Genomic DNA, 21,637 nt, shown 5'->3' with positions numbered 1-21,637 from the left:
TGAAGGAAAATTCTCTAAAAAAACACGACAAATCTGAGTTTCCTGTCCCTCCCTCAACACCCCTTGTCGCTCATGCAGAATCGCCCGCCTTCATTCTGCAGAGACACATCGGATGTCCGCTCTCGCTAATCAACCGCGCTTCACGCTGACCATCGACGGCAACCAGAATGAGCTCAAGGTGCTTGAGTTCACAGGCAAGGAAGCCATCAGCCAGCCCTACCGTTTTGATCTGCAACTGGTCAGCGAGCAACCGGACATCGAACTCGAAAGCCTCCTGCATCGTCAGGCTTTTCTGAGTTTTGATGCGCAAGGTTCCGGTGTTCACGGTCAGATATTTCGGGTTGGCCAAGGCGATTCCGGCCAGCGTCTGACGCATTACCAGGTCAGCCTTGTCCCGCGTCTGACTTACCTCGATCAGCGCATAAACCAGCGAATCTTCCAACACAAAAGCGTGCCGGCGATCATTGCGCAAATCCTCCAGGACCACGGCATTCAGGGCGACGCGTTCAGGTTTCAGCTCGGCAGCGAGTACTTGGAGCGCGAGTACTGCGTGCAGTACGCGGAAAGCGATCTGACGTTCATCCAGCGCTTGTGCGCCGAGATTGGCATTCACTACCACTTTCAACACAGCCCCGAGGGCCATCTGCTGGTGTTCGGTGATGACCAGACGTTTTTTCCTCTGATCGCCAAACCGACGCTTTTCTTGCCTGACACCGGAATGGTGGCAGATACGCCAGCGATCAATCGCTTCAACGTACGACTGGAAACTCGCACCACGGCGGTAGCCCGTCGCGACTACGACTTCCACAAACCGCGATTGCAACTTGAAAGCCGAATCGACAACGGGCAACTGCCGGCGCTTGAGGATTACCGCTTTCCCGGCCAGTTCACGGATCGTGAATACGGTAAGGAACTGGCTCAGCGAACGCTTGAACGCCACAACGCGGATTACCGTCAGGCTGAAGGTCGGGGCGATGAATCTGCTTTGGTTAGCGGGCATTTCCTACACCTGGCCGCGCATCCGCGTCAGGCATGGAATGATTTGTGGTTGGTCACAGAGATCGAACACCGTGGCCGTCAGCCGCAAGTGCTGGAAGAGACGGCCAGCAGCGATGGGGAGGATGATTTCCAGGGCTATCGCAATACCTTTCTGGCAACGCCGTGGGATGTTTCGTTTCGTCCGCCTCTGATCGGGAAGCCCTCTCTCACCGGTTATCAAACGGCTGTAGTCACGGGCCCGATTGGCAGCGAGATTCACTGTGACGAGTACGGCCGCGTCAAGGTTCAGCTCGCCTGGGATCGTGACGGAAAGCGTAACGAACATTCCAGTTGCTGGCTGCGCGTCGCCACGGGCTGGGCGCATGACGGCTATGGCATCGGGCTGATCCCTCGGGTCGGCATGGAAGTGCTGGTGGGATTCGTTGATGCCGATGTGGACAAACCGCTTGTCATGGGCTGCCTGCCCAATGGTGCCAACTCGGCGCCGTTGGATCTGCCTGCCGACAACACCCGTAGTATTTTCCGCAGCCAAAGTAGTCCGGGTGGCGGTGGTTACAACGAATTGCGCGTTGAAGATCGCAAAGGTGCCGAGGAAATCTACCTGCGGGCACAGAGAAACTGGACACAGCACGTGCTGAACGACATGCACGTTCAGATCGAAAGCCAGCGCAGTGCTGTCATTGGGGCAAACGATAACCTGCATGTTCACGGCGACCGACACATCCGCGTTCACAGCCAGGTCCTCAAGGCCAGCGGGCAATTTCATGCGAGCGCCGGCCAGCAAATCGTCATCGACGGTGGAGCGAACGCCACCATTCAGGCAGGCGGGCACTGGATCAACATCGGCCCCGCCGGGATCTTCAGCAGCGTGCCGATCCAGCTCGGTGGTGCACCCATGCCGGCAATGGGCGCGCCGAGCACTCAAAGAAAACTGCTGGCACTCAGCGCAGCACAGATTCTGAGCCTTAAAAGCGACGCGCCGTTCTGCGAAGAATGCGAGCGCTGCAAGGACGGTGTCTGTGCAGCTTGATTGCCTGTCGCCTCGCGAATGGCTGGAACGCCAACCGCTGAATCCATCCGAGCAGCTTATCGCGATATTCAGCAATGCCAGTTCCGCTGCGCCGTTTAAAGCCTGGCAAAGCTCCAATCCTCTGCATGCGCCAAGCCCGATCTGGGCGGATACCGCGTATGCCGAGTGGGAACCGGTCATGCCCTATGTCGGAATCGTCGCAGCTGGCAGTGAATTTCTGGAATGGGTCGCCAAGACCGAGTCTCGCGACTGGGGTTGGCTCGCGGTGTCTGCCTCGGCTCAGGAAGTATTGGTCGAACACCTGCGAAGCCTCACCCAAGTTCTTTTGCCCGATGGCAGTTCGGTGTTTTTCCGCTTTTGGGACGGGCGTTATTTGTTGCCGATTCTTCAGGCTGCCGAGGTGGATGTCGCTCAACTCCTGCCGGTGATCGGACGTTGCCTGATCAACGGCCACGCGGTCGAAATCGGCGGTGAAGCGCTGAAAACCTCGCGGGTTTTTCCATGGTGGGAAGTCTCCGTTGCGCTGCTGGATCAACTTGCCGAGCAGTCAAATACCACTCGGGTGAACAACTTGCTCAAGTGGCTGAGCGAGGATCGTCCTGATCTTTTCGAGGCGTTTTCCGAAAGTGTTTTGCGGCACAAGGTTGTGGTCTTTCTTGGGACGCCGGACCTGCCTCCAGCACCGAAATCAGCGTTGGTGGACTACCTGATAGAGGAGCTGGACTGATGGATCAGATTGTACGGATTGAGCAGGAGCTCGATGGTTTCAAGGGCACGTTGGATTTGTATCGCGAGCAGCTTCGGGGGTTTTTGAGTCGCAATGCGGACAAGGTCAGTCGGGCACTAGACATGCCCTCGCTGTTGGACATGGATCGGCAGGTCAAGCTGGGCAATACCACCACTTCAGTGAGTAAAAGTGATGACAACTTTTTCTCCAGTGTTGCGCAGTGTCCAGCCAATCGGATTCTGGAGATCGAGAGCAAGTTCGAGTCGGTTTATGACATTCCGTTGGGGAACATTGATGTTGATGTGATTGCTGTTGATGGGGGCGAAAAGACGACGGTCACGCTGGATGTAAACGGCAAAGGACAGTTCAAAGGTAAGCCCGGAAAGTTCTACCGCGTTCATGTCCAGAGTGAAGTGGCCCCTGAGCAAGTTAATGAGCTCTTCGCCTCTTACGACGGCCTGACCGAACAGTTGGAAGCCTGGCTGCGCAGTGAGTGGAAGGCGTTCAAGCTGCAATGGTCGCAGTCGGCTTTTGCCGCTGCGGGTAACGGCATGCTCGCTGGAAGTTGGGCTGCGATCATTGGTGTTTGGGACAGCATCAGCCTGCTCTCGGACATTCTTCAGGATCCCGGCAGATTTGTTGGTCGTTTAGGCAGCAGTGCTGACGAGCTGGTCAAACTCGCAAAATCAGCGCCAGACATGATGGCAAAAATCCAGCTGCTGGCCAGTGATGAAGCGGCGCTGTGTTTGTTGCTGCGCACCGCCAGCCTCTGGTTGGAAATGCTGCCGCCCAGCGAGATCGCCGGCAAAACCGCCGAAGCCATTTCCACGGTGGTGGTGCAACTGCTCCTCGACATGCTGATCGGCATTGTCCTGACGTTCGCCGGTGCGGGGGCGGGCATTGCCTACTTGAGCATGCGGCTTGCCCACTACGGCGCTCGCTTCATCAGCGCCGTGCAGGGTTTCGTCAAAGCCATCTTCACCCTCATCAACGGCTTCATGGACTATGTCGACCGGTACAAAAAGGTCGCCGCCCGCGGCATTGTTGCCGGTGTTAAAAAAGGGCACATGCAGCTGAGTTGGGACGCCAAACGCAACACCACACTCAAACAAAACGAACACCGCGACGACGCCCCGACCCAAGCGAAAAACCCCAACGGCGACAGCACCGACTCCGCCGATAACACCGCCACCCACCAATGCCCGGTGTCGATGGTCACCGGCGAAGAACTGCTGACCCTCACCGACGGTTCGCTGGACGGCATCCTGGCGTTCGACTTCACCCGGCTCTATCGCACCAGCGCCGTCGAGATCGACTGCGGCCTCGGTTTCGGCTGGAGTCACAGCCTCGCGCATCGACTGGAAATCGACGGCGAGAGCGTGATCTGGATCGACCACGAAAACCGCCGCACCACCTTCCCATTACCGACTGTTGAACGGCCGGCGATCCACAACAGCCTCTCACGCGCGGCGATTTTTCTGGGTGACGAACCCGACGAACTGATCCTCGCCAAGGCGGGCGATGACACGCGTTTTTATCACTTCATCAACGGCCGATTGACCGCGATCAGTGACGGTTACGACAACCGCCTCCGCATCACCCGCGATCGCCAGGAGCGCATCAAACGTCTCGACAATGGCGCCGGTCGTGCCTTGCTGTTGCGCTATGAACGCAGTCATTTGGTCGCCGTTGACTATCAGGTTTTTGTCCCGGCGGACACGTTGGACGAGGCTTGGGTCACCGAGCAGACACTGGTCCGCTACGGCTACGACGAACGCGCTCGACTGATCGCAGCCACCAACGCCGCCGACGAAAGCGAGCGCTACGACTACGACGATCAGCACGTGATCCTGCAGCGACAACTGGCCGGTGGCGCGAGTTTCTTCTGGGAGTGGGAAAGGTCCGGCAAGGCTGCGCGATGCATCCGACATTGGGCGTCGTTTGCGCAGATGGAAGCGCGGTATGTCTGGGATGACGAGGGCAGCGTCACCGTCCACAACATCGACGGCAGCGAAGAGGTTTACCAGCACGACGACCGCGCGCGGTTGGTGCGCAAGGTCAGTCTCGATGGTGGAGAAGCGCTCAAGGCCTACGACGACAAAGGCCGGTTGATTGCCGAGCAGGATCCGCTCGGCGCCGTCACCGAATACCACTACGACGACGTCGGACGGCTGGTCGCGCTGATTCCGCCGGAAGACGAACCGACGTCCTACGAGTATCGCAACGGTTTCCTGCACGCGCAGTACCGCGGCAAGGCCGTCTGGAAATATCAGCGCAATGCCCAGGGCGATATCACTGAGGCGACCGATCCTGACGGCCATGTCACCCACTCTCACTACGACGAAAAAGGTCGGCTGCTGTCGATCCGTTATCCGGACAACAGCCGGCATGCGTTTGTCTGGAATGCCTTGGGTCAGTTGCTCGAAGAGACGTTGCCGGACGGCGGCCAACGACGGTTCTCCTATGATGCGTTGGGTCGGCAGATTACCCGTCAGGACGAACACGGTGCGGTCACCCGGTACGCGTGGGACGCCGTCGGACGACTGCTCCAGACGACGCTTCCCACCGGCGCCACTCGCGCCTTCAGCTACAACGCCTACGGAAAAATCACCGCCGAACGCGACGAACTCGGTCACGTCACGCGTTACGAATACCTCGATGATTTGCACCTGGTCAGCCGTCGCCTGAATGCCGACGGCACGCAGCTACGTTATCGCTACGACAACGCACAGTTGTTACTCACGGAAATCGAAAACGAATCCGGCGAAAAATATCGCCTGGACTACACGCCGAATGGATTGATCCGACAGGAAAGCGGATTCGATGGCCAACGTACCGCATATGCCTACGACCTCAACGGCCATCTCTTGGAGAAAACCGAGTTCGGTGCTGACGGTTCGCAGTGGGTTACCGCTTATGAACGAGACTCGGCAGGGCGGTTGCTGCTCAAGACGCTGCCGGATGGCATCAAGGTCGAATATCGCTACGACAGCCTCGGCCGACTGACCAGCGTCGATGACGGTCACGACCACCCACTGGAATTCGAGTACGACCAACAAGATCGGTTGATCACCGAACACCAAGGTTGGGGCACGTTGCGCTACCGCTACGACGCCTGCGGCCAGCTCAACCGCCTGCGCCTGCCGGACGGCAGCAAACTCGACTACCACCACGAAAAGGGCGGCGCGCTGACCGCCATCGACCTCAACGGCGCGCGGCTTACGTCTCACCAATTTACCTTCGGTCGCGAGCAACAACGCCAGCAAGGCCAGCTCACCAGCCAGTACCACTACGACGAACAGGGTCGGTTGCAAGCCCACGCGATCAGCCAGCAAACCCGACCGCTATACCTGCGTAACTACAGCTACGGGGTCAACGGCAACCTGGCCACCATCGCCGACAGCCGACACGGCCAGCGCAACTATTACTACGACCCGCTCAACCGCCTGACCCGCGTGCGTCACACCCGCGACGCCCCGCCGGAAACCTTCGCTCACGACCCGGCCGGCAACCTGCTGACGCAGGATCGCCCCGGCGTGGCTGCCGTTAAAGGCAACCGCCTGCTCATGCAAGGCGACCGCCATTACGACCACGACGCCTTCGGCAACCTGATCCGCGAACGCCGCGGCATCGGGCAAACACTCGTCACCGAATACGCCTACGACTGCCAACACCGGTTGACCGGCGTCACGACGCCGGACGGCCGCTGCGCCAGCTACCGCTACGACGCCTTCGGCCGCCGCATCGCCAAAACCGTCGACGGAAAAACCACCGAATTCTTCTGGCAGGGCGACAACCTCGTTGCGGAAAGCAGCCGCGAGCACTACCGCAGCTACGTCTACGAACCCGGCACCTTTCGCCCATTGGCCCTGCTCGACGGCAAAGGCCCACGGAAGGCTTGCCCGTTTTACTACCAGCTCGATCACCTGGGTACACCGCAGGAACTGACGGATTACAGCGGCGAAATCGTCTGGTCGGCGAAGTACAACGCCTACGGAAAAGTCACGTATCTGGCATTTGGCGGGGGAGAACAGCTCGAACAGCCGTTGCGGTTTCAGGGGCAATACTTCGATGCCGAGAGCGGCCTGCACTACAACCGGCATCGGTACTATGATCCGAAGGTGGGGCGGTATCTGACTCCTGATCCGGTGAAGTTGGCGGGTGGGCTGAACCAGTACCGATACGCGCTGAATCCGACGGGGTGGGTTGATCCGTTGGGGTTGAGCGGGAATTGTCCACCACCGAACAAGCCTGGATGTAAGGCGCCGGATGATGCTTCTGGCGCTAAGGTTGATGAGGGTGAGCCTGCGTTACCGACCCCCAAGTTAAGCAACGAGGAAATTGCCAAGGAAAAGCTTAAAAAGCTGAATGATGATCAGGGTATGCATATGGTTGGAAAGCATGATCCAGAGGTTCCGGATGAAGCTTTCAAGCAAAGGGCAATTGATGGTACGAACCCTATTACAGGTAAGAGACCTCGGAATAGGAAAGGTAATCCCAGCTCCAGATTTCATAGTTGGGAAATTATGCTCAAAGCCTACAATCTTGGAACAACACGGACGGAACAAGGGCTAACACGTTTTACGGGAAAAGATTCTAAGAGGGCCGATATTGTGAGGATGAGACTTCCTGGCGCGGGAGAGGGTTATATACCTAATCCAAAGTCGGAAAAAAATCCGAAATTGATTGAAATGGATGGGTTTGAAATGAAGTTTGATCCTGTAACTGGCGTGCCGTTTACGCTATATCCAATTAAATAGGTGAGAAATGTTTATTGATCCTGATGATGGGCAACCATACCTCCCGACACCCGCATTTTTTTTGGGGGGAGTTGATATTTATGATCGTGAAGAAACGTTAGGGGAAGCTCTTGAAAAACTTGATCCTAATGACCCGGCTGATAGAGAAGAGATAATACTTAAATACTGCTTGCCTACAAGAAAGTCATACCGGCACAAATTTTTGATTTTTAAGAGTTTGGAGGAAGCTCTTCAGGACGAAAAATATGATTTTCAGTCGCTGCTGGCATATGACCCTGAAGAATATTCGTCTTTTCCTTGTGGTTGGGATGAAATGGAAAACACCAGAGTTTTTTTTGAAGATATTTTTCGGTTGGCAACTGTTGAGTGGAAAGAAGATCTTCAAAAAGCCAGTCTTGAAGATCAATCAACTTGGTGAGACTTGAAAAAGCATAGCGATTATGTCGAGTGACGAGTTTATGAAAATTAGCATTTTTAGTAACTGAGAAAAAGGATAGTTATAGTGAGAACTCCTGATAAGGATGGAGCGGAAAATTCGGGTTCTGCTGTTGAGCAACAAGCCATTAGTCGCGAAGTTCATGGTGAAAGCAAGAAGTGGAGAGCCGTTAAAAGCTCTCAATTTTTAAGCTATAGAGCGCAGTTGAATGCATATAATGAAGCGATGACAAGGGAGGCCAGAAAAATGTCGCGTTTTACAGGAGAGGATATTAAAGGGAATTTGGTAGTGCGAATGGAGGCTGAAAATATAGGTCGTGGATATGAACCTAATCCTTTAGATCCCGCCAACCCGCGTTACATTCCTAAGATGAATGCGTTTGAGATGAAATTCGACTTTGAGACGTTGCAGCCTATAGCGCTTTACCCGATAGAGAAAATTTAATGTTGATGCATCCTTTTCTTAATGTTCCATATAACCCACGCTTAGAGCACTTTCTCGGTGGGTTCGATATATATGATCGCGAGGGGAGCCTTGGTGTTGAATTGTCGGCGTACGATCCTGGCTGTCCTTCAGATAGAGAGTTTTTAATATCTCGGTTTGTTATCAAGCGCTTCGCTGGGTTGAGTTATCGGCACAAATTTATTTTGTTTTTTGTGTTGAGAGAGGCTCTTGATGGTGATTCGAGTGTTTTTTCTGAAATTTTGGAACATGATCCGATGTCTCATTCTTTGCTTCCTCTTGGATGGAATGAAATGAAAGATCCGAGGGCGTTTTTTGAAGATGTTTACGTTAAGTTATCCGAGGCGTGGGTTGATGATCTGTATAAAGCGAGTCAGGAGGACTTCTCAGAGTGGTGAGTTCGGTATTGAAGTTGGTTGAAAAAGAAAAAACTGCATCATTGCGTGAGCGCATGAATGATGCTGGATGTGTTTTTAAGTTTTTGGTGCTCGCACCTGAATCTACTGTTGATGTTAATGAAGGCATTCATCGGCAGGCGTTAAATGTACTTTATGAGATGCTACTAAGTGAGAGGTTAGAGTGGCACGAAAATCTGATCAAGGATCCAGAGTATCAGAACACTCCAAAACCACTTATTAGTTGGAATCTAGAAAGCGCCGTCGCTATCCCATTAAGTCGGGATGAAGTGCGAAGTCTTATCCAGACTGATCGAACCAATATTTTTGAACGGCTAGCGCTTTACGCTTCCTTTCTAAATCCACCGTATCGTGCCCACTTTAGAAGAGGGGAGTCGGAGGCTCAATCCGTTTTTTACGAGTGGTGTGAACTCCTTGGGTTGAACGATCCTGAGGATATCGTAGTAGTGAACTGGGTAGATGCGCTCAATTCGGATTTGCATTCCTGTGGCGACGAAATTTCCGGTGTAGTGCCTTGGAGCGATTATTTTGATGCAGGCTTGGAATGGTGGGGTGTGTGGTGTCTCACGATTTGGAATCCCAAGCGTCGAACTGTTAGCGCGTTGATTGCAAGCACCACAGACTGATTTGGCTGTTTAGAATTCTCTCTACAATCGCGAAATTTCTGGGCAAAGTCGTCGGAAGTTTCCTTCAATTTCTATCGGTTTCCATGAACTGGTGCGAAACGTGTTCCATGGATAGTCTCTGGTGGTCGCTGAAAATTCAGTGGCAGGGTGTAGGAACCCTTCAAGACTAGAGAGGACGCTTTGGCGTCGTCACTGTATTTGCGGCCGTCAGCGTGCGTCCGTAAGATCAGTTGCGGCGGCTGTGCGCGGGCACGCTTCGGTGTGGTCGAGTTCTCTGGTCTCGATATTCCTACCCCGCGTATAGCTGCCACCCAAGCCTGTAGGAAGGCCGATGGTAGCTTCCCTTCTTACCAGAGGTTTAAAAATGACAAATCTTCACCCCGATCCACCCTACGAAAAACCAACTCATCCACCCAAAAGCCGTTTCATGGCACTGACCAGCAACTGCGACGACATGCCCACCTTGTTCGTCGATACCCTCGCACCACTCGACGTTTTATACGACGCGGCCAGCTATCGAATCCGCGCCGTCACCCAAGTAATGGAAAACCTGTCGATGCGTGGCTCGATCGAATGTCAGTCTTTCATCCTTAGTGACTTTGCATTGCTCTGCGCCATTCCGTTGCGGGATGGGTGTGATGTGCTGGATGTGCTGGGGCGGCGGTTGAAAGCGCGGCGTTCGGAGTAGCGCCGGACGCTGTTGTGGCGAGGGAGCTTGCTCCCGTTGGGTTGCGAAGCGGCCCCAATACCTGCGATCCGGTTTTGTCAGGGGCATCGCGGGGCGACTGCTTCGCAGTCGAGCGGGAGCAAGCTCCCTCGCCACGGGGTTTGTGTGGTGTCACTGGCCGCTCGGCTGTGAGGCCCTGACGTTCGCCGCCGTACAAGGTAAACTTCCCGGCCTTCGCAGGAGCAATCATGAATTATCGTCACGCCTTCCATGCCGGCAATCACGCCGATGTGTTCAAACACCTGACTTTGACCCGCCTCATCGCCCTGATGTCGCGCAAGGAGCAGCCGTTTGCCTATCTCGACACTCACGCCGGCATTGGTCTGTATGACCTGCAGGGTGATCAGGCGAGCCGCACCGGGGAGTACCTGGAAGGCATCGCGCGGTTGTGGGATCAACCGGATCTGCCGGCGTTGACTGCCGATTACATGAAGGTACTGCACGACATGAACCCGGATGGCCAGTTGCGCTATTACCCGGGTTCGCCGGAGCTGGCGCGGCGGCTGACGCGGCCGCAGGATCGGGTGATGCTCAACGAGAAGCACCCGGAAGACGGTGTGTTGCTCAAGGACAACATGGCGGGCGACCGTCGGGTGAAGGTGCACTTGGGTGAAGGCTGGCATGTACCGCGTGCGATGTTGCCGGTGCAGGAGAAGCGGGCGGTGATGTTGATTGATCCGCCGTTTGAGCAGCTGGATGAAATGCAGCGCTGTGCGGCGGCGTTGAAAGAGGCGGTTGGCCGGATGCGCCAAACGGTGGCGGCGATCTGGTACCCGGTGAAGGACCAGCGCATGTTGCGGCGTTTCTATCAGGATCTCGCGGGGTCGGGCGCGCCGAAGTTGTTGCGGGTGGAGTTGCTGGTGCATCCGCTGGACACGCCGAACAGTCTGAACGGGTCGGGGTTGGCGATTGCGAATCCGCCGTGGGGGCTGGAAGAGGAATTGCGTGAGTTGTTGCCGTGGTTGTCCAAGAAGTTGGGGCAGACCCAGGGTGGGTGGCAGATGGATTGGTTGATTGCCGAACAGGCGGGCTGACAAGCAAGATCAAAAGATCGCAGCCTTCGGCAGCTCCTACGGGTGTACACAAAACCCTGTAGGAGCTGCCGAAGGCTGCGATCTTTTGCTTTGAGGGGTTAGATCGGGCAGGTCACGCCGGTACCGCCAATCCCGCAATACCCTTCTGGGTTCTTGGCCAGGTACTGCTGGTGATACGCCTCGGCGAAGTAGAACGTCGGCGCTTCTTCGATTTCGGTGGTAATCGTACCTTTGCCCGCCTTGGTCAGTTCCGCCTGGAACACTTTCTCGCTGTTCTTGGCCGCTTCCAGTTGGGCTGGGTTGGTGGCGTAGACCACCGAGCGATACTGAGTGCCGATGTCGTTGCCCTGACGCATGCCTTGGGTCGGGTTGTGCAGTTCCCAAAACATTTTCAGCAGCTCTTCATAGCTGACTTTCGCTGGCTCGTAGACCACCAGTACCACTTCGCTGTGGCCAGTCAGGCCAGAGCAGACTTCTTCATACGTCGGGTTCGGCGTGAAGCCGCCGGCATAACCCACCGCCGTACTGACCACGCCTTCACGCTGCCAGAACTTGCGCTCCGCACCCCAAAAGCAGCCGAGGCCGAAGATCGCGAAATCCACGTCCATGGCGAACGGGCCCAGCAGCGGGGCGTCGTGGACGAAGTGTTTTTCCGGCACGGTCATCGGGGATTCGCGGCCAGGCAGAGCTTGTTCTTTCGTAGGGAGCACGTTTTTGTTCACCAGAATTTCCGAGCGCAGAACCATGATCAGTCCTCTCAGTCAGGTTGAAATGTAGGTAGTCAGACCGCCAGTTTGCCCAATGCCGCCGAGTTACGCACTACCCAGTGTGGGAGCGGGCTTGCTCGCGAAAGCGGTGGGTCAGGCACCAAAAGTGTCATCTGACACACCGCTTTCGTCGGAGCGCCGCCCGGAGCAAGCCCGCTCCCACAGAATCGAGTGTGGTGTGATGTCAGACGATCGGGCCACGCGGGTAGCGCTTGAGCTTTTCGATCAGCTCGGAGCCTGGGATCGGTCGGTCGAACAGGTAGCCCTGGCCGACGTCGCAGCGGTGGCGGCGCAGGAAAGCCAATTGCTCGGCCGTCTCGATGCCTTCAGCCACGACCTTGATTTTCAGGTTGTGGGCCATGGCGATCACCGCGGAGGTGATTTCCATGTCGTCCTGGTTGTCCGGGATTTCGTGAATGAAGCTTCGATCAATCTTAATGATGTCGATCGGGAATTTTTTCAAGTAACTAAGCGACGAGTAACCGGTACCGAAGTCGTCCATGGCCAGGGTCAGGCCCAGACGCTTGAGCTGGTCGAGCTGCAAGTGGGTGTCTTCGGTGGCTTCCAGCAGCAGGCCTTCGGTCAGTTCCAGCTCCAGCAGGTTCGCCGGCAGCGCTTCTTCCTTGAGGATGTTGGCGATCGACGACACCAGGTCCGGGTCGGAGAACTGCTTGGGTGACAGGTTGATCGCCACTTGCAGGTTGCCCAGGCCCGCAGCCGTCAGGTCTTTGCTCATGCGGCACGCCTGGCGCGCGATCCATTTGCCGATCGGAATGATCAGCCCGGTTTCTTCGGCGACGCTGATGAACTGGTCCGGGCGGATCATGCCTTTTTCCGGATGGTTCCAGCGCAGCAACGCTTCCATGCCCAGCAGGCGACCGCTGCGCAGGCAAAGCTTGGGCTGATAGAAGACGTCCAGCTCGTTTTGGGTCAGGGCGCGTCGCAGGTTGTTCTCGACGAACAGTTTGTAGCTGGCTTCAGCGTTCAGCGCTTCGGTGAACACCTGAACCTGGTGTTTACCGTTGGCCTTGGCCTTGTGCAGCGCGAGCCCGGCGTTACGCATCAGGGTTTGTGGGTCGCGGCCGTGCAGTGGCGCGCAGGCCAGGCCGACGGAACCGGTGACGCTGATCAGTTGATTGTCGACGAACATCGGTTTGTCGAGGGTTGCCAGCAGTTGATTGGCGACTTGCTGGCCCATCGCGAGGTCGGTGTTGTCCAGCAGCACGGCGAATTCGTTACTGGCGAAACGCGCCAGGCTGCCGCTCGGGATCAGGCTGTTGCGCAGGCGGCGGGCCAGGCTGATCAGCAGTTTGTCGCCGGTCTGGTGGCCGAGGCTGTCGTTGATCCGCTTGAAGTTGTCGATGTCCACCAGCAGCAGGCTGATCGGGGTATCGCTGTCTCGGGCGAAGCGTTCATCGAGGTTGCGGATGAATGAGGGGCGGTTGCCTAGGTTGGTCAGGTTGTCGGTGTAGGCCAGGCGCTCGATGCGCTGCTGGGCGAGTTTGGTCTGGGTGATGTCTTCGTAGATGCCGATGTAATGCGTCAGCTCGCGGTTGTCGCCATAGACCTTGGAGATCGACAACTGGCCCCAGTAGGGTTCGAGGTTTTTGCGCCGGCTCTTGAATTCGCCCTGCCAGCTGTTGCTCTTGGCCAGCGACGAGGGCGCGTCGAACAGCAGTTCGCTGAGGTTTTCCAGGGCCGGCAGTTCCGCCAGCCGCTGGCCGTGGACTTCTTCGGTGCTGTACTGGGTGATCGCGGTGAAGCTCGGGTTGACGTATTCCACCACGCCGTCGCAGTTGACCAGCAAAAAGGCGTTGGCACTTTGCTCGACCGCGCGCTGGAACAGGTGCAGGGCGCTGGTGGCGGTGCGGCGCTTGTGGTTGTTGATGACCTGGGCGAACTGGTCGGCCAGCTCGCCGGCGAAGGCGATTTCGTCGGACTGCCAGGCGCGGGTCGCACCCGTTTGTTCCAGGCAGAGCACGCCGACCACCTGGCCATCGACGCGAATGCTGGCGTCGAGCATTGCGTTGACGTCGCGCGCGCGCAGGCTTTCTGCCATTTCCCGGGTGCGTGGATCACGAATCGCATTGTGGGCATCAATTGCACGACTGCCGTGCAGCGCATCCATGTAGTCAGGGAAGCCACTGACGTCGATCGCCTCCGGCAGCTGGTAATCGCCGGAAGCGCGGTGATAGGCCGAGACCGGCACCAACATCGAACCTTCGAGGTTCCACAGGCTGACGCAGTCGATTTCGTAGATATCACAGGCACTGCGGGTGATCAGTTCGGCGGCTTCTTGCAGGGAATTGCCCGTGCTGTAGCGCTGACGGGTCAGCAGCAGGATCAGGTCTTGCTGGGCGCGCACGCGACCCAGGTGCAGGAGTTGCTCCTGTTGGGCGCGCTGATTGAGTTCAAGGGCAATCTGCAGGCGCGAGTTCTGGGTTTCCAGGTCCAGCGCCGGGAGCAGCGGTTCGCCCTCGAACAGACCGTCGACCACCAGCAGGTAACCGCGCAGAAGATGCCGATTGTGTTGTTTGTAGGCTTCGCCCATTTCCAGCAGGGTCAAGGTGCCTGCGGCGGTGTGCAGGGTGTAGCGAATCAGGTAATGCGGGCTATCGGTGAGTTGCTGCTGGACAGCATCGTGCAGCTGATAGCGCGCTTCGGGCTCCATCAAGCTGGCGTAGGGCGAGCCGACCAGGGCACAGAGCTCCACCGCCGGCAGGCCGAACTGTCGCTCGCAATTGGGATCGAGAAACAGCAGTGCCCAGCTTGGTTCATTCAGCCGTTCGAAACGCAGCATGCCGAGCCGCGAGGGCACAGGCAACTGCGTCACTACCTCGGCCACCATACGGCTGGCGGCATCGGGTTGGCTTTTCATTGAGAGAAACTCGCTTCGAATATGCTGAATTCGCCGGGCTCTCGCCCTCTTTACTGTTGCCTGCGGCAAGGTTGCATCATTGCGACACCGACTGACAAGAGACATGAAGGCCAAGTGCTATAAGAATGTGTCGGCCGAGGCGAAGTTTTCTTCAGCGTGGGGCCGAAAGTAATGTTTTTACCCAAAAAGATCGCAGCCTGCGGCAGCTCCTACAGGGGAATGCGATCTTATGTAGGAGCTGCCGCAGGCTGCGATCTTTTCGGGATTAACGCAATTTGATGTTTGTCGAATGCAACGGCTCGCCATCCCGATCGTGATAATTGACGCGAATCCGCTCTCCGTCGACAACCAGATGGGCAAAGTTGTCCTGGCTGATCACCTCGCTAGTCAGTTCATGCCGATAATCTCCCGCGGCAGTCCGCTCCAGTGGCTGATCGAGGATGAAGGTGGAGGCCTTGGCGTAGGGCAGCAGTTTGCTGTTGCACAGCGGCGAAGAGACGATGGTGTGAACCTCGAAGTCCGGGTCTTCGCTGTGGGTCAGTCGGCTGGTGAGGGAGCCGTGCACATCGCCGGACACGAAGAAGACGTTCTTGATGCGATGTGTGCGAATAGTCTCCAGCAACCGTAGGCGTTGTTCCGGAAAGGCTTTCCAGGCGTCATCGCCCAGGCGTTTGCGGTCGGGGTAGAACATCACACTGGTGACCACGAATTTGACCCGGGCCGGGCTGTGGATCAGCCAGTTGCACAAGGCTGTTTCCTGCTCTTCGTCGAGGATGCGCCGGTCGCCGGCCGACAGATTGCGCCGGGTACGGCTGTCGGTGACAAACCACTCGATATCACCGTGGGTGAATTGATACCAGTAGCGCGCCAGGTGTTGATTGATGTTTCCATCTTCAAACAACTCATGGGCCGGGCTGTGGCTGGCTTGATATAACTCATAAGCGGCGATGGCATTGTTATATAAATGGTCGTCGTTTTTGTTTTTATTGGCGGGCCAGTTGTCTTCGATTTCATGGTCGTCGAGGATCATGTAAGTCGGCGTGCCGGACATCAACTTTGCAATATGAGGCTGGGAAAAAGCGGTGCGGTACTTACTGAGTATTTCCTTGTATTCCCGATCAGGCGCGATGATGTTCAAGTCATCGATATAGACTTGGTCGCCAGTCATCAACAGGGCGCTGATGGGCGTTTCGGCGCGCTGCGCCAGGTTCGTGATCGAGGCGAAGATCCGGTCGCCCCGATGCGGGAGCGCCGGCGCGCCAGCCGTCATCCGCAGGTAACGGCATGATCCGACGATGTACGCCCGGGGCGCCTCGGGATTACTGGCCTGGGTGCTGAAACGGTAGACATCCCGAGGCCATTGCAGCGGCAGTTCCTGAATCGTCTCCACGGTGTGCACCGGGCTCATGGGGCTGAACCAGCCTGCCTGGTATTCATACACGGTATCGGCGGCGAGGTCGTTGAGGGCAATGACGTCGCACATGTCGCGCTCGATTGTCAGTTGGGCGAAAACGCCTTTGGACCAGTGCGCGTCACCGCTGCGTCGATAACGAATTCCACCAAATACCAAAGTGTCTTTTTGTAATTCGCCACGCAAAAAGATGCGTGCATGATGAGTTGTAGTGTGGCCAATGATCGGGCCGACTGTAGGTTTAAACATATTCGAATCCATTCGAAGTGGTACTAACTAAGCAAGTAAGATGACTGAACTTTGCGTCAGTCATTTGTGTAGCTGAGCCTAGTGGGTGGCAGGCAAAAAATATCGTGCCGAAGTGGACTCGAGTTGTGGGCGAACTCAGCCGCGAACGTAGGAAAGAGACTTTCTTCAAGGCAAAAAAAGCCCCGCCAAATTGGCGGGGTTGAGGTACGAGCGTGGCGCTCGGAAAACATGGAACGCGACAGGCCCTCCGGTGAAGGAGGGCCGGGTCGGTGTTACAGCAGGATGGTGCGGATGTCCGCCAGCAAGTCGCTCAGACGCTTGGTGAAGCGTGCAGCGGCAGCGCCGTTGATCACACGGTGATCGTAGGACAGCGACAGTGGCAGCATCAGTTTCGGCTGGAAGGCTTTGCCGTCCCAGACAGGCTGGATGGTTGCCTTGGAAACACCGAGGATCGCCACTTCCGGCGCGTTGACGATCGGCGTGAAGCCGGTGCCGCCAATGTGGCCGAGGCTGGAAATGGTGAAGCAGGCGCCTTGCATGTCGTCAGCGGTGAGCTTCTTGTCGCGAGCCTTGGCGGCCAGCACAGCGGCTTCGGCTGCCAGTTGCAACAGGCTCTTTTGATCGACGTTCTTGATGACCGGTACCAGCAGGCCTTCAGGGGTGTCCACCGCGAAGCCGATGTTCACGTACTTCTTGCGGATGATCGCCTTGCCGCTTGGTGCCAGCGAACTGTTGAAGTCCGGCAGTTCCTTGAGCAGGTGCGCGCAGGATTTGAGCAGCAGCGGCAGGATGGTCAGCTTGACGCCGGCCTTCTCTGCAACGGCTTTCTGAGCGATACGGAACGCTTCCAGCTCGGTGATATCCGCCGAATCGAACTGAGTCACGTGCGGAATGTTCAGCCAGCTGCGGTGCAGGCTCGACGCGCCGATCTGCATCAGGCGAGTCATCGGCACTTCTTCGGTTTCGCCGAAGCGGCTGAAGTCCACGACCGGAATCGGCGGGATGCCCGCGCCACCGGTTGCACCCGCTGCAGCGGCCGGTGCTTCCTTGGCTTTCTGCATCATGGCTTTGACGTAAACCTGCACGTCTTCTTTCAGCACACGACCGTGCGGGCCGCTTGGGCTGACCGCGCTCAGCTCGACGCCGAATTCGCGGGCCAGTTGGCGTACTGCCGGGCCGGCGTGAACCTTGGCGCCAGGCTTGGCTGGCGCAGCAGCCGGTGCAGCCGGAGCCGAAGCAACAGGCGCAGCGGCGGCTGGGGCAGGAGCGCTCGGTGCAGCAGCGGCCGGAGCCGGGGCAGCAGCAGGCGCAGCGCCTTTGACTTTCAGCTTCAGGATCAGGTCGCCAGTACCGACTTCGTCATCCAGCTTGACGGAAACGCTTTCCACCACGCCAGCGGCAGGCGATGGAATTTCCATGCTCGCCTTGTCGGATTCCAGGGTGATCAGCGACTGGTCGGCAGTGACGGTGTCGCCTGCCTTGACCAGCACTTCGATGATCTTGGCCTTGCCCGCCGAACCGATGTCCGGCACGTGAATGTCCTGAACGCTGTCGGCAACCGGTGCAGCCGGGGCGGCAGCGGCAGGCGCCGGAGCAGCGGCCGCAGGTGCAGCCGCCTGAACTGGCGCGGCAGCAGGAGCCGCAGCACCCGCCACTTCCAGATCCAGGATCAGGTCGCCCGTACCGACTTCGTCGTTGAGCTTGACGCTGATGCTCTTGACCACGCCAGCGGCAGGCGATGGAATTTCCATGCTCGCCTTGTCGGATTCCAGGGTGATCAGCGATTGATCAGCCTGGACGGTGTCGCCGACCTTGACCTGGATTTCGATGATCTGGGCCTTGCCCGCAGAACCGATGTCCGGCACGTGCACTTGCTGAACCGAAGCGGCAGCAGGAGCGGCCGGCGCTGGGGCAGCAGCCGGTTTCTCCGCAGCTTGGGCAGCCGGCGCAGCGGCAGCCGCAGGGGTCGCAGCAGTGGCACCTTCGACTTCCAGCTCCAGCAGTTCGTCGCCTTCTTTCAGGCGATCGCCCAGCTTCACTTTCAGGCTCTTGACGATGCCGGCCTTCGGCGCGGGCACTTCCATGCTCGCCTTGTCCGATTCCAGCGTCAGGATGCTCTGGTCGGCTTCGATACGGTCGCCGACCTTCACAAACAGTTCAATTACTTCACCTTCACCGCTGCCGATGTCAGGTACGCGAATGAGTTCGCTCACAGAATCTCTCCTCAGCAGTCCAGTGGGTTGCGTTTTTCCGGGTTGATACCGAACTTGGCGATGGCTTCAGCCACCACTTTAGGTTCGATGTCACCACGGTCAGCCAGTGCTTCCAGGGCTGCCAACACCACGAAATGACGATCGACTTCGAAGAAGTGACGCAGCTTCTTGCGGCTGTCACTGCGGCCGAAACCGTCGGTGCCCAGGACTTTGAATTCCTTGGACGGGACCCACTGACGAATTTGCTCAGCGAACAGCTTCATGTAGTCGGTAGACGCGATGACCGGACCTTGACGGCCGTTCAGGCACTCTTCGACGTAGCTCAGTTTAGGCTTCTGGCCCGGGTGCAGACGGTTGGTGCGCTCGACGGCCAGGCCATCGCGACGCAGTTCGTTGAAGCTGGTTACGCTCCAGACGTCGGCGCCAACGTTGAACTGCTCACGCAGGATCTTCGCCGCTTCACGGACTTCACGCAGGATGGTGCCGGAGCCCATCAGCTGAACGTGGTGCGCCGCTTCGCGGGTGTCTTCTTCGAGCAGGTACATGCCCTTGATGATGCCTTCCTCGACACCGGCCGGCATGGCTGGCTGCTGGTAGGACTCGTTCATCACGGTGATGTAGTAGAAAACGTCCTGCTGCTCTTCGGTCATCTTCTTCATGCCGTCCTGAATGATCACCGCCAGCTCGTAGCCGTAGGTTGGATCATAGGTGCGGCAGTTCGGGATGGTGGCAGCCAGGATGTGGCTGTGACCGTCTTCGTGTTGCAGGCCTTCGCCGTTCAGCGTGGTCCGGCCGGCGGTGCCGCCGATCAGGAAGCCACGGGTACGGCTGTCGCCGGCAGCCCAGGCCAGGTCACCGATACGCTGGAAGCCGAACATCGAATAGAAGATGTAGAACGGCAGCATTGGCTGGTTGTGGCTGGAATACGAAGTACCGGCAGCGATGAAGGAGCTCATGGCGCCCGCTTCGTTGATGCCTTCTTCGAGGATCTGGCCCTTCTTGTCTTCCTTGTAGAACATCACCTGGTCTTTATCGACTGGCTCGTAGAGCTGGCCGACGGAGGAGTAGATGCCCAACTGACGGAACATGCCTTCCATACCGAAGGTACGGGCTTCGTCCGGGATGATCGGAACGATGCGCGGGCCGATTTCCTTGTCCTTGACCAACTGCGCGAGGATCCGCACGAACGCCATGGTGGTGGAGATTTCACGGTCGCCCGAACCGTCGAGGATAGCCTTGAGCGTATCCAGCGATGGAGTCGGTACGCTGAAGCTGTGCGCGCGGCGCTGTGGTACGAAACCGCCCAGTGCAGTGCGGCGTTCGCTCAGGTAGCGGGCTTCGGCGCTGTTCGGCTCAGGTTTGAAGAACGGCAGGTTTTCCAGCTCATCATCCTTGACCGGGATGTCGAAGCGGTCACGGAACAACTTCAGGCTGTCGACGTCGACTTTCTTGGTGTTGTGCGCAGTGTTTTTCGCTTCGCCGGCACCGGTGCCATAACCCTTGATGGTCTTGGCCAGGATGACGGTCGGTTGTTCTTTATGGTTGACCGCTTCGTGGTACGCCGCGTAGACCTTGTACGGGTCGTGGCCGCCACGGTTGAGTTTCCAGATCTCGTCGTCGGACAAGTCTGCAACCATCGCCTTGAGTTCTGGCGTGTTGAAGAAGTGTTCGCGCACGAACGCGCCATCTTTGGCTTTGTAGTTCTGGTACTCGCCGTCGATGACTTCGTCCATGCGACGTTGCAGGATGCCGTCGACGTCTTTGGCCAGCAGTGGGTCCCAGAAACGGCCCCAGATGACTTTGGTCACGTTCCACTGAGCACCGCGGAACACGCCTTCGAGTTCCTGGATGATCTTGCCGTTGCCGCGAACCGGGCCGTCGAGGCGCTGCAGGTTGCAGTTGATGACGAAGATCAGGTTATCGAGCTTCTCGCGGCCAGCCAGCGAGATCGCGCCCAGGGATTCCGGCTCGTCGCACTCGCCGTCGCCCAGGAAGCACCAGACTTTCTGCTTGCCTTCCGGGATGAAACCACGGGCTTCCAGGTACTTCATGAAGCGTGCCTGGTAGATCGCCTGGATCGGGCCCAGACCCATGGATACGGTCGGGAACTGCCAGAAATCAGGCATCAGCCAAGGGTGCGGGTAGGACGACAGGCCCTGACCGTCCACTTCCTGGCGGAAGTTGTTCATCTGGTCTTCGGTGATGCGGCCTTCCATGAACGCACGGGCGTAAACGCCTGGCGAGGTGTGACCCTGGAAGTAGATCAGGTCGCCGCCGTGTTCGTCGGTCGGGGCCTGGAAGAAATAGTTGAAGCCGATGTCGTACAGGGTTGCGCTGGAGGCGAAGCTGGAGATGTGACCGCCCAGGTCAGAATCTTTCAGGTTCGTACGCATCACCATGGCCATCGCGTTCCAGCGTACCAGCGAGCGAATGCGGCGTTCCATGAACAGGTCGCCAGGCATGCGTGCTTCGTGGGTAACGGGAATGGTGTTGCGGTATGGCGTGGTGATGGCGTAAGGCAATTGCGAACCGCTGCGGGTTGCGAGTTCGCCCATACGGGTCATCAGATAGTGAGCACGGTCTTCGCCTTCTTTTTCGAGAACCGATTCCAGGGCGTCCAGCCATTCCTGGGTTTCGACGGGATCGAGGTCTTGCATGGCTTGCTCCAGGGCGGAAAGGCTTCCAGAATCGGTTGCCTGAGTTTGCGACTGGCCTTGTGGGCAGACGATATAAATTCTTGGATTGCCGAGAGGTTGTTCCGGCGGCGTGTAGTTTTACTACAAATCATCGGGCATTTCAGCCTTTCGAATGTATAGACGAGTAGTAAAACTACAGATGAGCGGCTTGTGGCCTCCGGCTGCGTTGTGAGAATAATCGTTAAGGTTGTTCTTTTACCAACCAA

14 protein-coding genes are annotated in these 21,637 nt (G+C 57.4%); 9 read left to right on the top strand and 5 right to left on the bottom strand.

Features of this window, described 5'->3' with window-relative positions:
• Nucleotides 1-112 precede the first annotated feature (112 nt).
• The 9 genes from ACYZTL_RS13280 to ACYZTL_RS13240 all read left to right on the top strand — a co-directional run bounded on the left by ACYZTL_RS13280 (nt 113) and on the right by ACYZTL_RS13240 (nt 11,217).
• Complete coding sequence (locus tag ACYZTL_RS13280; RefSeq protein ID WP_461952170.1) at nt 113-2,029, top strand: type VI secretion system Vgr family protein; 1,917 nt, start codon at nt 113-115, stop codon at nt 2,027-2,029.
• Nucleotides 2,019-2,756 carry a DUF4123 domain-containing protein gene (locus ACYZTL_RS13275; protein WP_461952169.1) on the top strand — a complete coding sequence of 246 codons (738 nt, stop codon included), beginning with the start codon at nt 2,019-2,021 and terminating at the stop codon, nt 2,754-2,756. The genes ACYZTL_RS13280 and ACYZTL_RS13275 overlap by 11 nt, the downstream gene beginning before the upstream one ends.
• On the top strand, nt 2,756-7,516 hold the full coding sequence (locus tag ACYZTL_RS13270) for an RHS repeat-associated core domain-containing protein (RefSeq protein WP_461952168.1): 4,761 nt from the start codon (nt 2,756-2,758) through the stop codon (nt 7,514-7,516). The genes ACYZTL_RS13275 and ACYZTL_RS13270 overlap by 1 nt, the downstream gene beginning before the upstream one ends.
• A gap of 7 nt (nt 7,517-7,523) precedes the next feature.
• On the top strand, nt 7,524-7,934 hold the full coding sequence (locus tag ACYZTL_RS13265; protein ID WP_461952167.1) for a hypothetical protein: 411 nt from the start codon (nt 7,524-7,526) through the stop codon (nt 7,932-7,934).
• 84 nt (nt 7,935-8,018) lie between these two features.
• Nucleotides 8,019-8,396 carry a hypothetical protein gene (locus tag ACYZTL_RS13260; protein WP_461952166.1) on the top strand — a complete coding sequence of 126 codons (378 nt, stop codon included), beginning with the start codon at nt 8,019-8,021 and terminating at the stop codon, nt 8,394-8,396.
• The gene (locus ACYZTL_RS13255) at nt 8,396-8,812 is read left to right on the top strand and encodes a hypothetical protein (protein ID WP_461952165.1); all 417 of its coding nucleotides are present in this window, start codon (nt 8,396-8,398) and stop codon (nt 8,810-8,812) included. Before ACYZTL_RS13260 ends, ACYZTL_RS13255 begins: the two co-directional genes overlap by 1 nt.
• Nucleotides 8,809-9,456: a hypothetical protein gene (locus ACYZTL_RS13250; RefSeq protein WP_461952164.1), complete on the top strand. Its 648-nt coding sequence runs from the start codon at nt 8,809-8,811 to the stop codon at nt 9,454-9,456. Before ACYZTL_RS13255 ends, ACYZTL_RS13250 begins: the two co-directional genes overlap by 4 nt.
• Before the next feature lie 364 nt (nt 9,457-9,820).
• Nucleotides 9,821-10,144, top strand: a complete 324-nt coding sequence (locus tag ACYZTL_RS13245; protein ID WP_461952163.1) for a hypothetical protein — start codon at nt 9,821-9,823, stop codon at nt 10,142-10,144.
• A gap of 227 nt (nt 10,145-10,371) precedes the next feature.
• Nucleotides 10,372-11,217 carry a 23S rRNA (adenine(2030)-N(6))-methyltransferase RlmJ gene (locus tag ACYZTL_RS13240; RefSeq protein ID WP_461952162.1) on the top strand — a complete coding sequence of 282 codons (846 nt, stop codon included), beginning with the start codon at nt 10,372-10,374 and terminating at the stop codon, nt 11,215-11,217.
• A gap of 98 nt (nt 11,218-11,315) precedes the next feature.
• Here the strand turns inward: ACYZTL_RS13240 and msrA are convergent, their stop codons facing one another.
• The 5 genes from msrA to aceE form a co-directional block, all read right to left on the bottom strand.
• A complete protein-coding gene (msrA, locus tag ACYZTL_RS13235; protein WP_461952161.1) occupies nt 11,316-11,963 on the bottom strand; it encodes a peptide-methionine (S)-S-oxide reductase MsrA in 648 nt (215 codons plus the stop codon).
• Between the two features lie 205 nt (nt 11,964-12,168).
• Nucleotides 12,169-14,862, bottom strand: coding sequence for a putative bifunctional diguanylate cyclase/phosphodiesterase (locus ACYZTL_RS13230; RefSeq protein ID WP_461952160.1), 2,694 nt, complete (start codon nt 14,860-14,862; stop codon nt 12,169-12,171).
• Between the two features lie 265 nt (nt 14,863-15,127).
• Nucleotides 15,128-16,522, bottom strand: a complete 1,395-nt coding sequence (locus ACYZTL_RS13225; protein ID WP_461952159.1) for an alkaline phosphatase D family protein — start codon at nt 16,520-16,522, stop codon at nt 15,128-15,130.
• 272 nt (nt 16,523-16,794) lie between these two features.
• Nucleotides 16,795-18,735, bottom strand: a complete 1,941-nt coding sequence (gene aceF / locus ACYZTL_RS13220; RefSeq protein ID WP_461952158.1) for a dihydrolipoyllysine-residue acetyltransferase — start codon at nt 18,733-18,735, stop codon at nt 16,795-16,797.
• Between the two features lie 11 nt (nt 18,736-18,746).
• Nucleotides 18,747-21,392, bottom strand: a complete 2,646-nt coding sequence (gene aceE, locus ACYZTL_RS13215; protein ID WP_461952157.1) for a pyruvate dehydrogenase (acetyl-transferring), homodimeric type — start codon at nt 21,390-21,392, stop codon at nt 18,747-18,749.
• Nucleotides 21,393-21,637 lie beyond the last annotated feature (245 nt).

The sequence above is a fragment of the Pseudomonas sp. LB3P81 genome, assembly GCF_054897965.1.
The sequence above is the reverse complement of the archived record's forward strand: the minus strand, read 5'-3'. Positions and strand labels throughout refer to the sequence as shown.

Excerpts from the sequence above, each read along its gene's own strand:
- ACYZTL_RS13265 (WP_461952167.1), top strand. The coding sequence starts at position 7,524 with ATGTTTATTGATCCTGATGATGGGCAACCATACCTCCCGACACCCGCA.
- ACYZTL_RS13240 (WP_461952162.1), top strand. The coding sequence starts at position 10,372 with ATGAATTATCGTCACGCCTTCCATGCCGGCAATCACGCCGATGTGTTC.
- ACYZTL_RS13230 (WP_461952160.1), bottom strand. The coding sequence starts at position 14,862 with ATGAAAAGCCAACCCGATGCCGCCAGCCGTATGGTGGCCGAGGTAGTG.
- msrA (WP_461952161.1), bottom strand. The coding sequence starts at position 11,963 with ATGGTTCTGCGCTCGGAAATTCTGGTGAACAAAAACGTGCTCCCTACG.
- ACYZTL_RS13225 (WP_461952159.1), bottom strand. The coding sequence starts at position 16,522 with ATGTTTAAACCTACAGTCGGCCCGATCATTGGCCACACTACAACTCAT.
- ACYZTL_RS13255 (WP_461952165.1), top strand. The coding sequence starts at position 8,396 with ATGTTGATGCATCCTTTTCTTAATGTTCCATATAACCCACGCTTAGAG.
- ACYZTL_RS13270 (WP_461952168.1), top strand. The coding sequence starts at position 2,756 with ATGGATCAGATTGTACGGATTGAGCAGGAGCTCGATGGTTTCAAGGGC.
- ACYZTL_RS13245 (WP_461952163.1), top strand. The coding sequence starts at position 9,821 with ATGACAAATCTTCACCCCGATCCACCCTACGAAAAACCAACTCATCCA.
- aceE (WP_461952157.1), bottom strand. The coding sequence starts at position 21,392 with ATGCAAGACCTCGATCCCGTCGAAACCCAGGAATGGCTGGACGCCCTG.
- ACYZTL_RS13280 (WP_461952170.1), top strand. The coding sequence starts at position 113 with ATGTCCGCTCTCGCTAATCAACCGCGCTTCACGCTGACCATCGACGGC.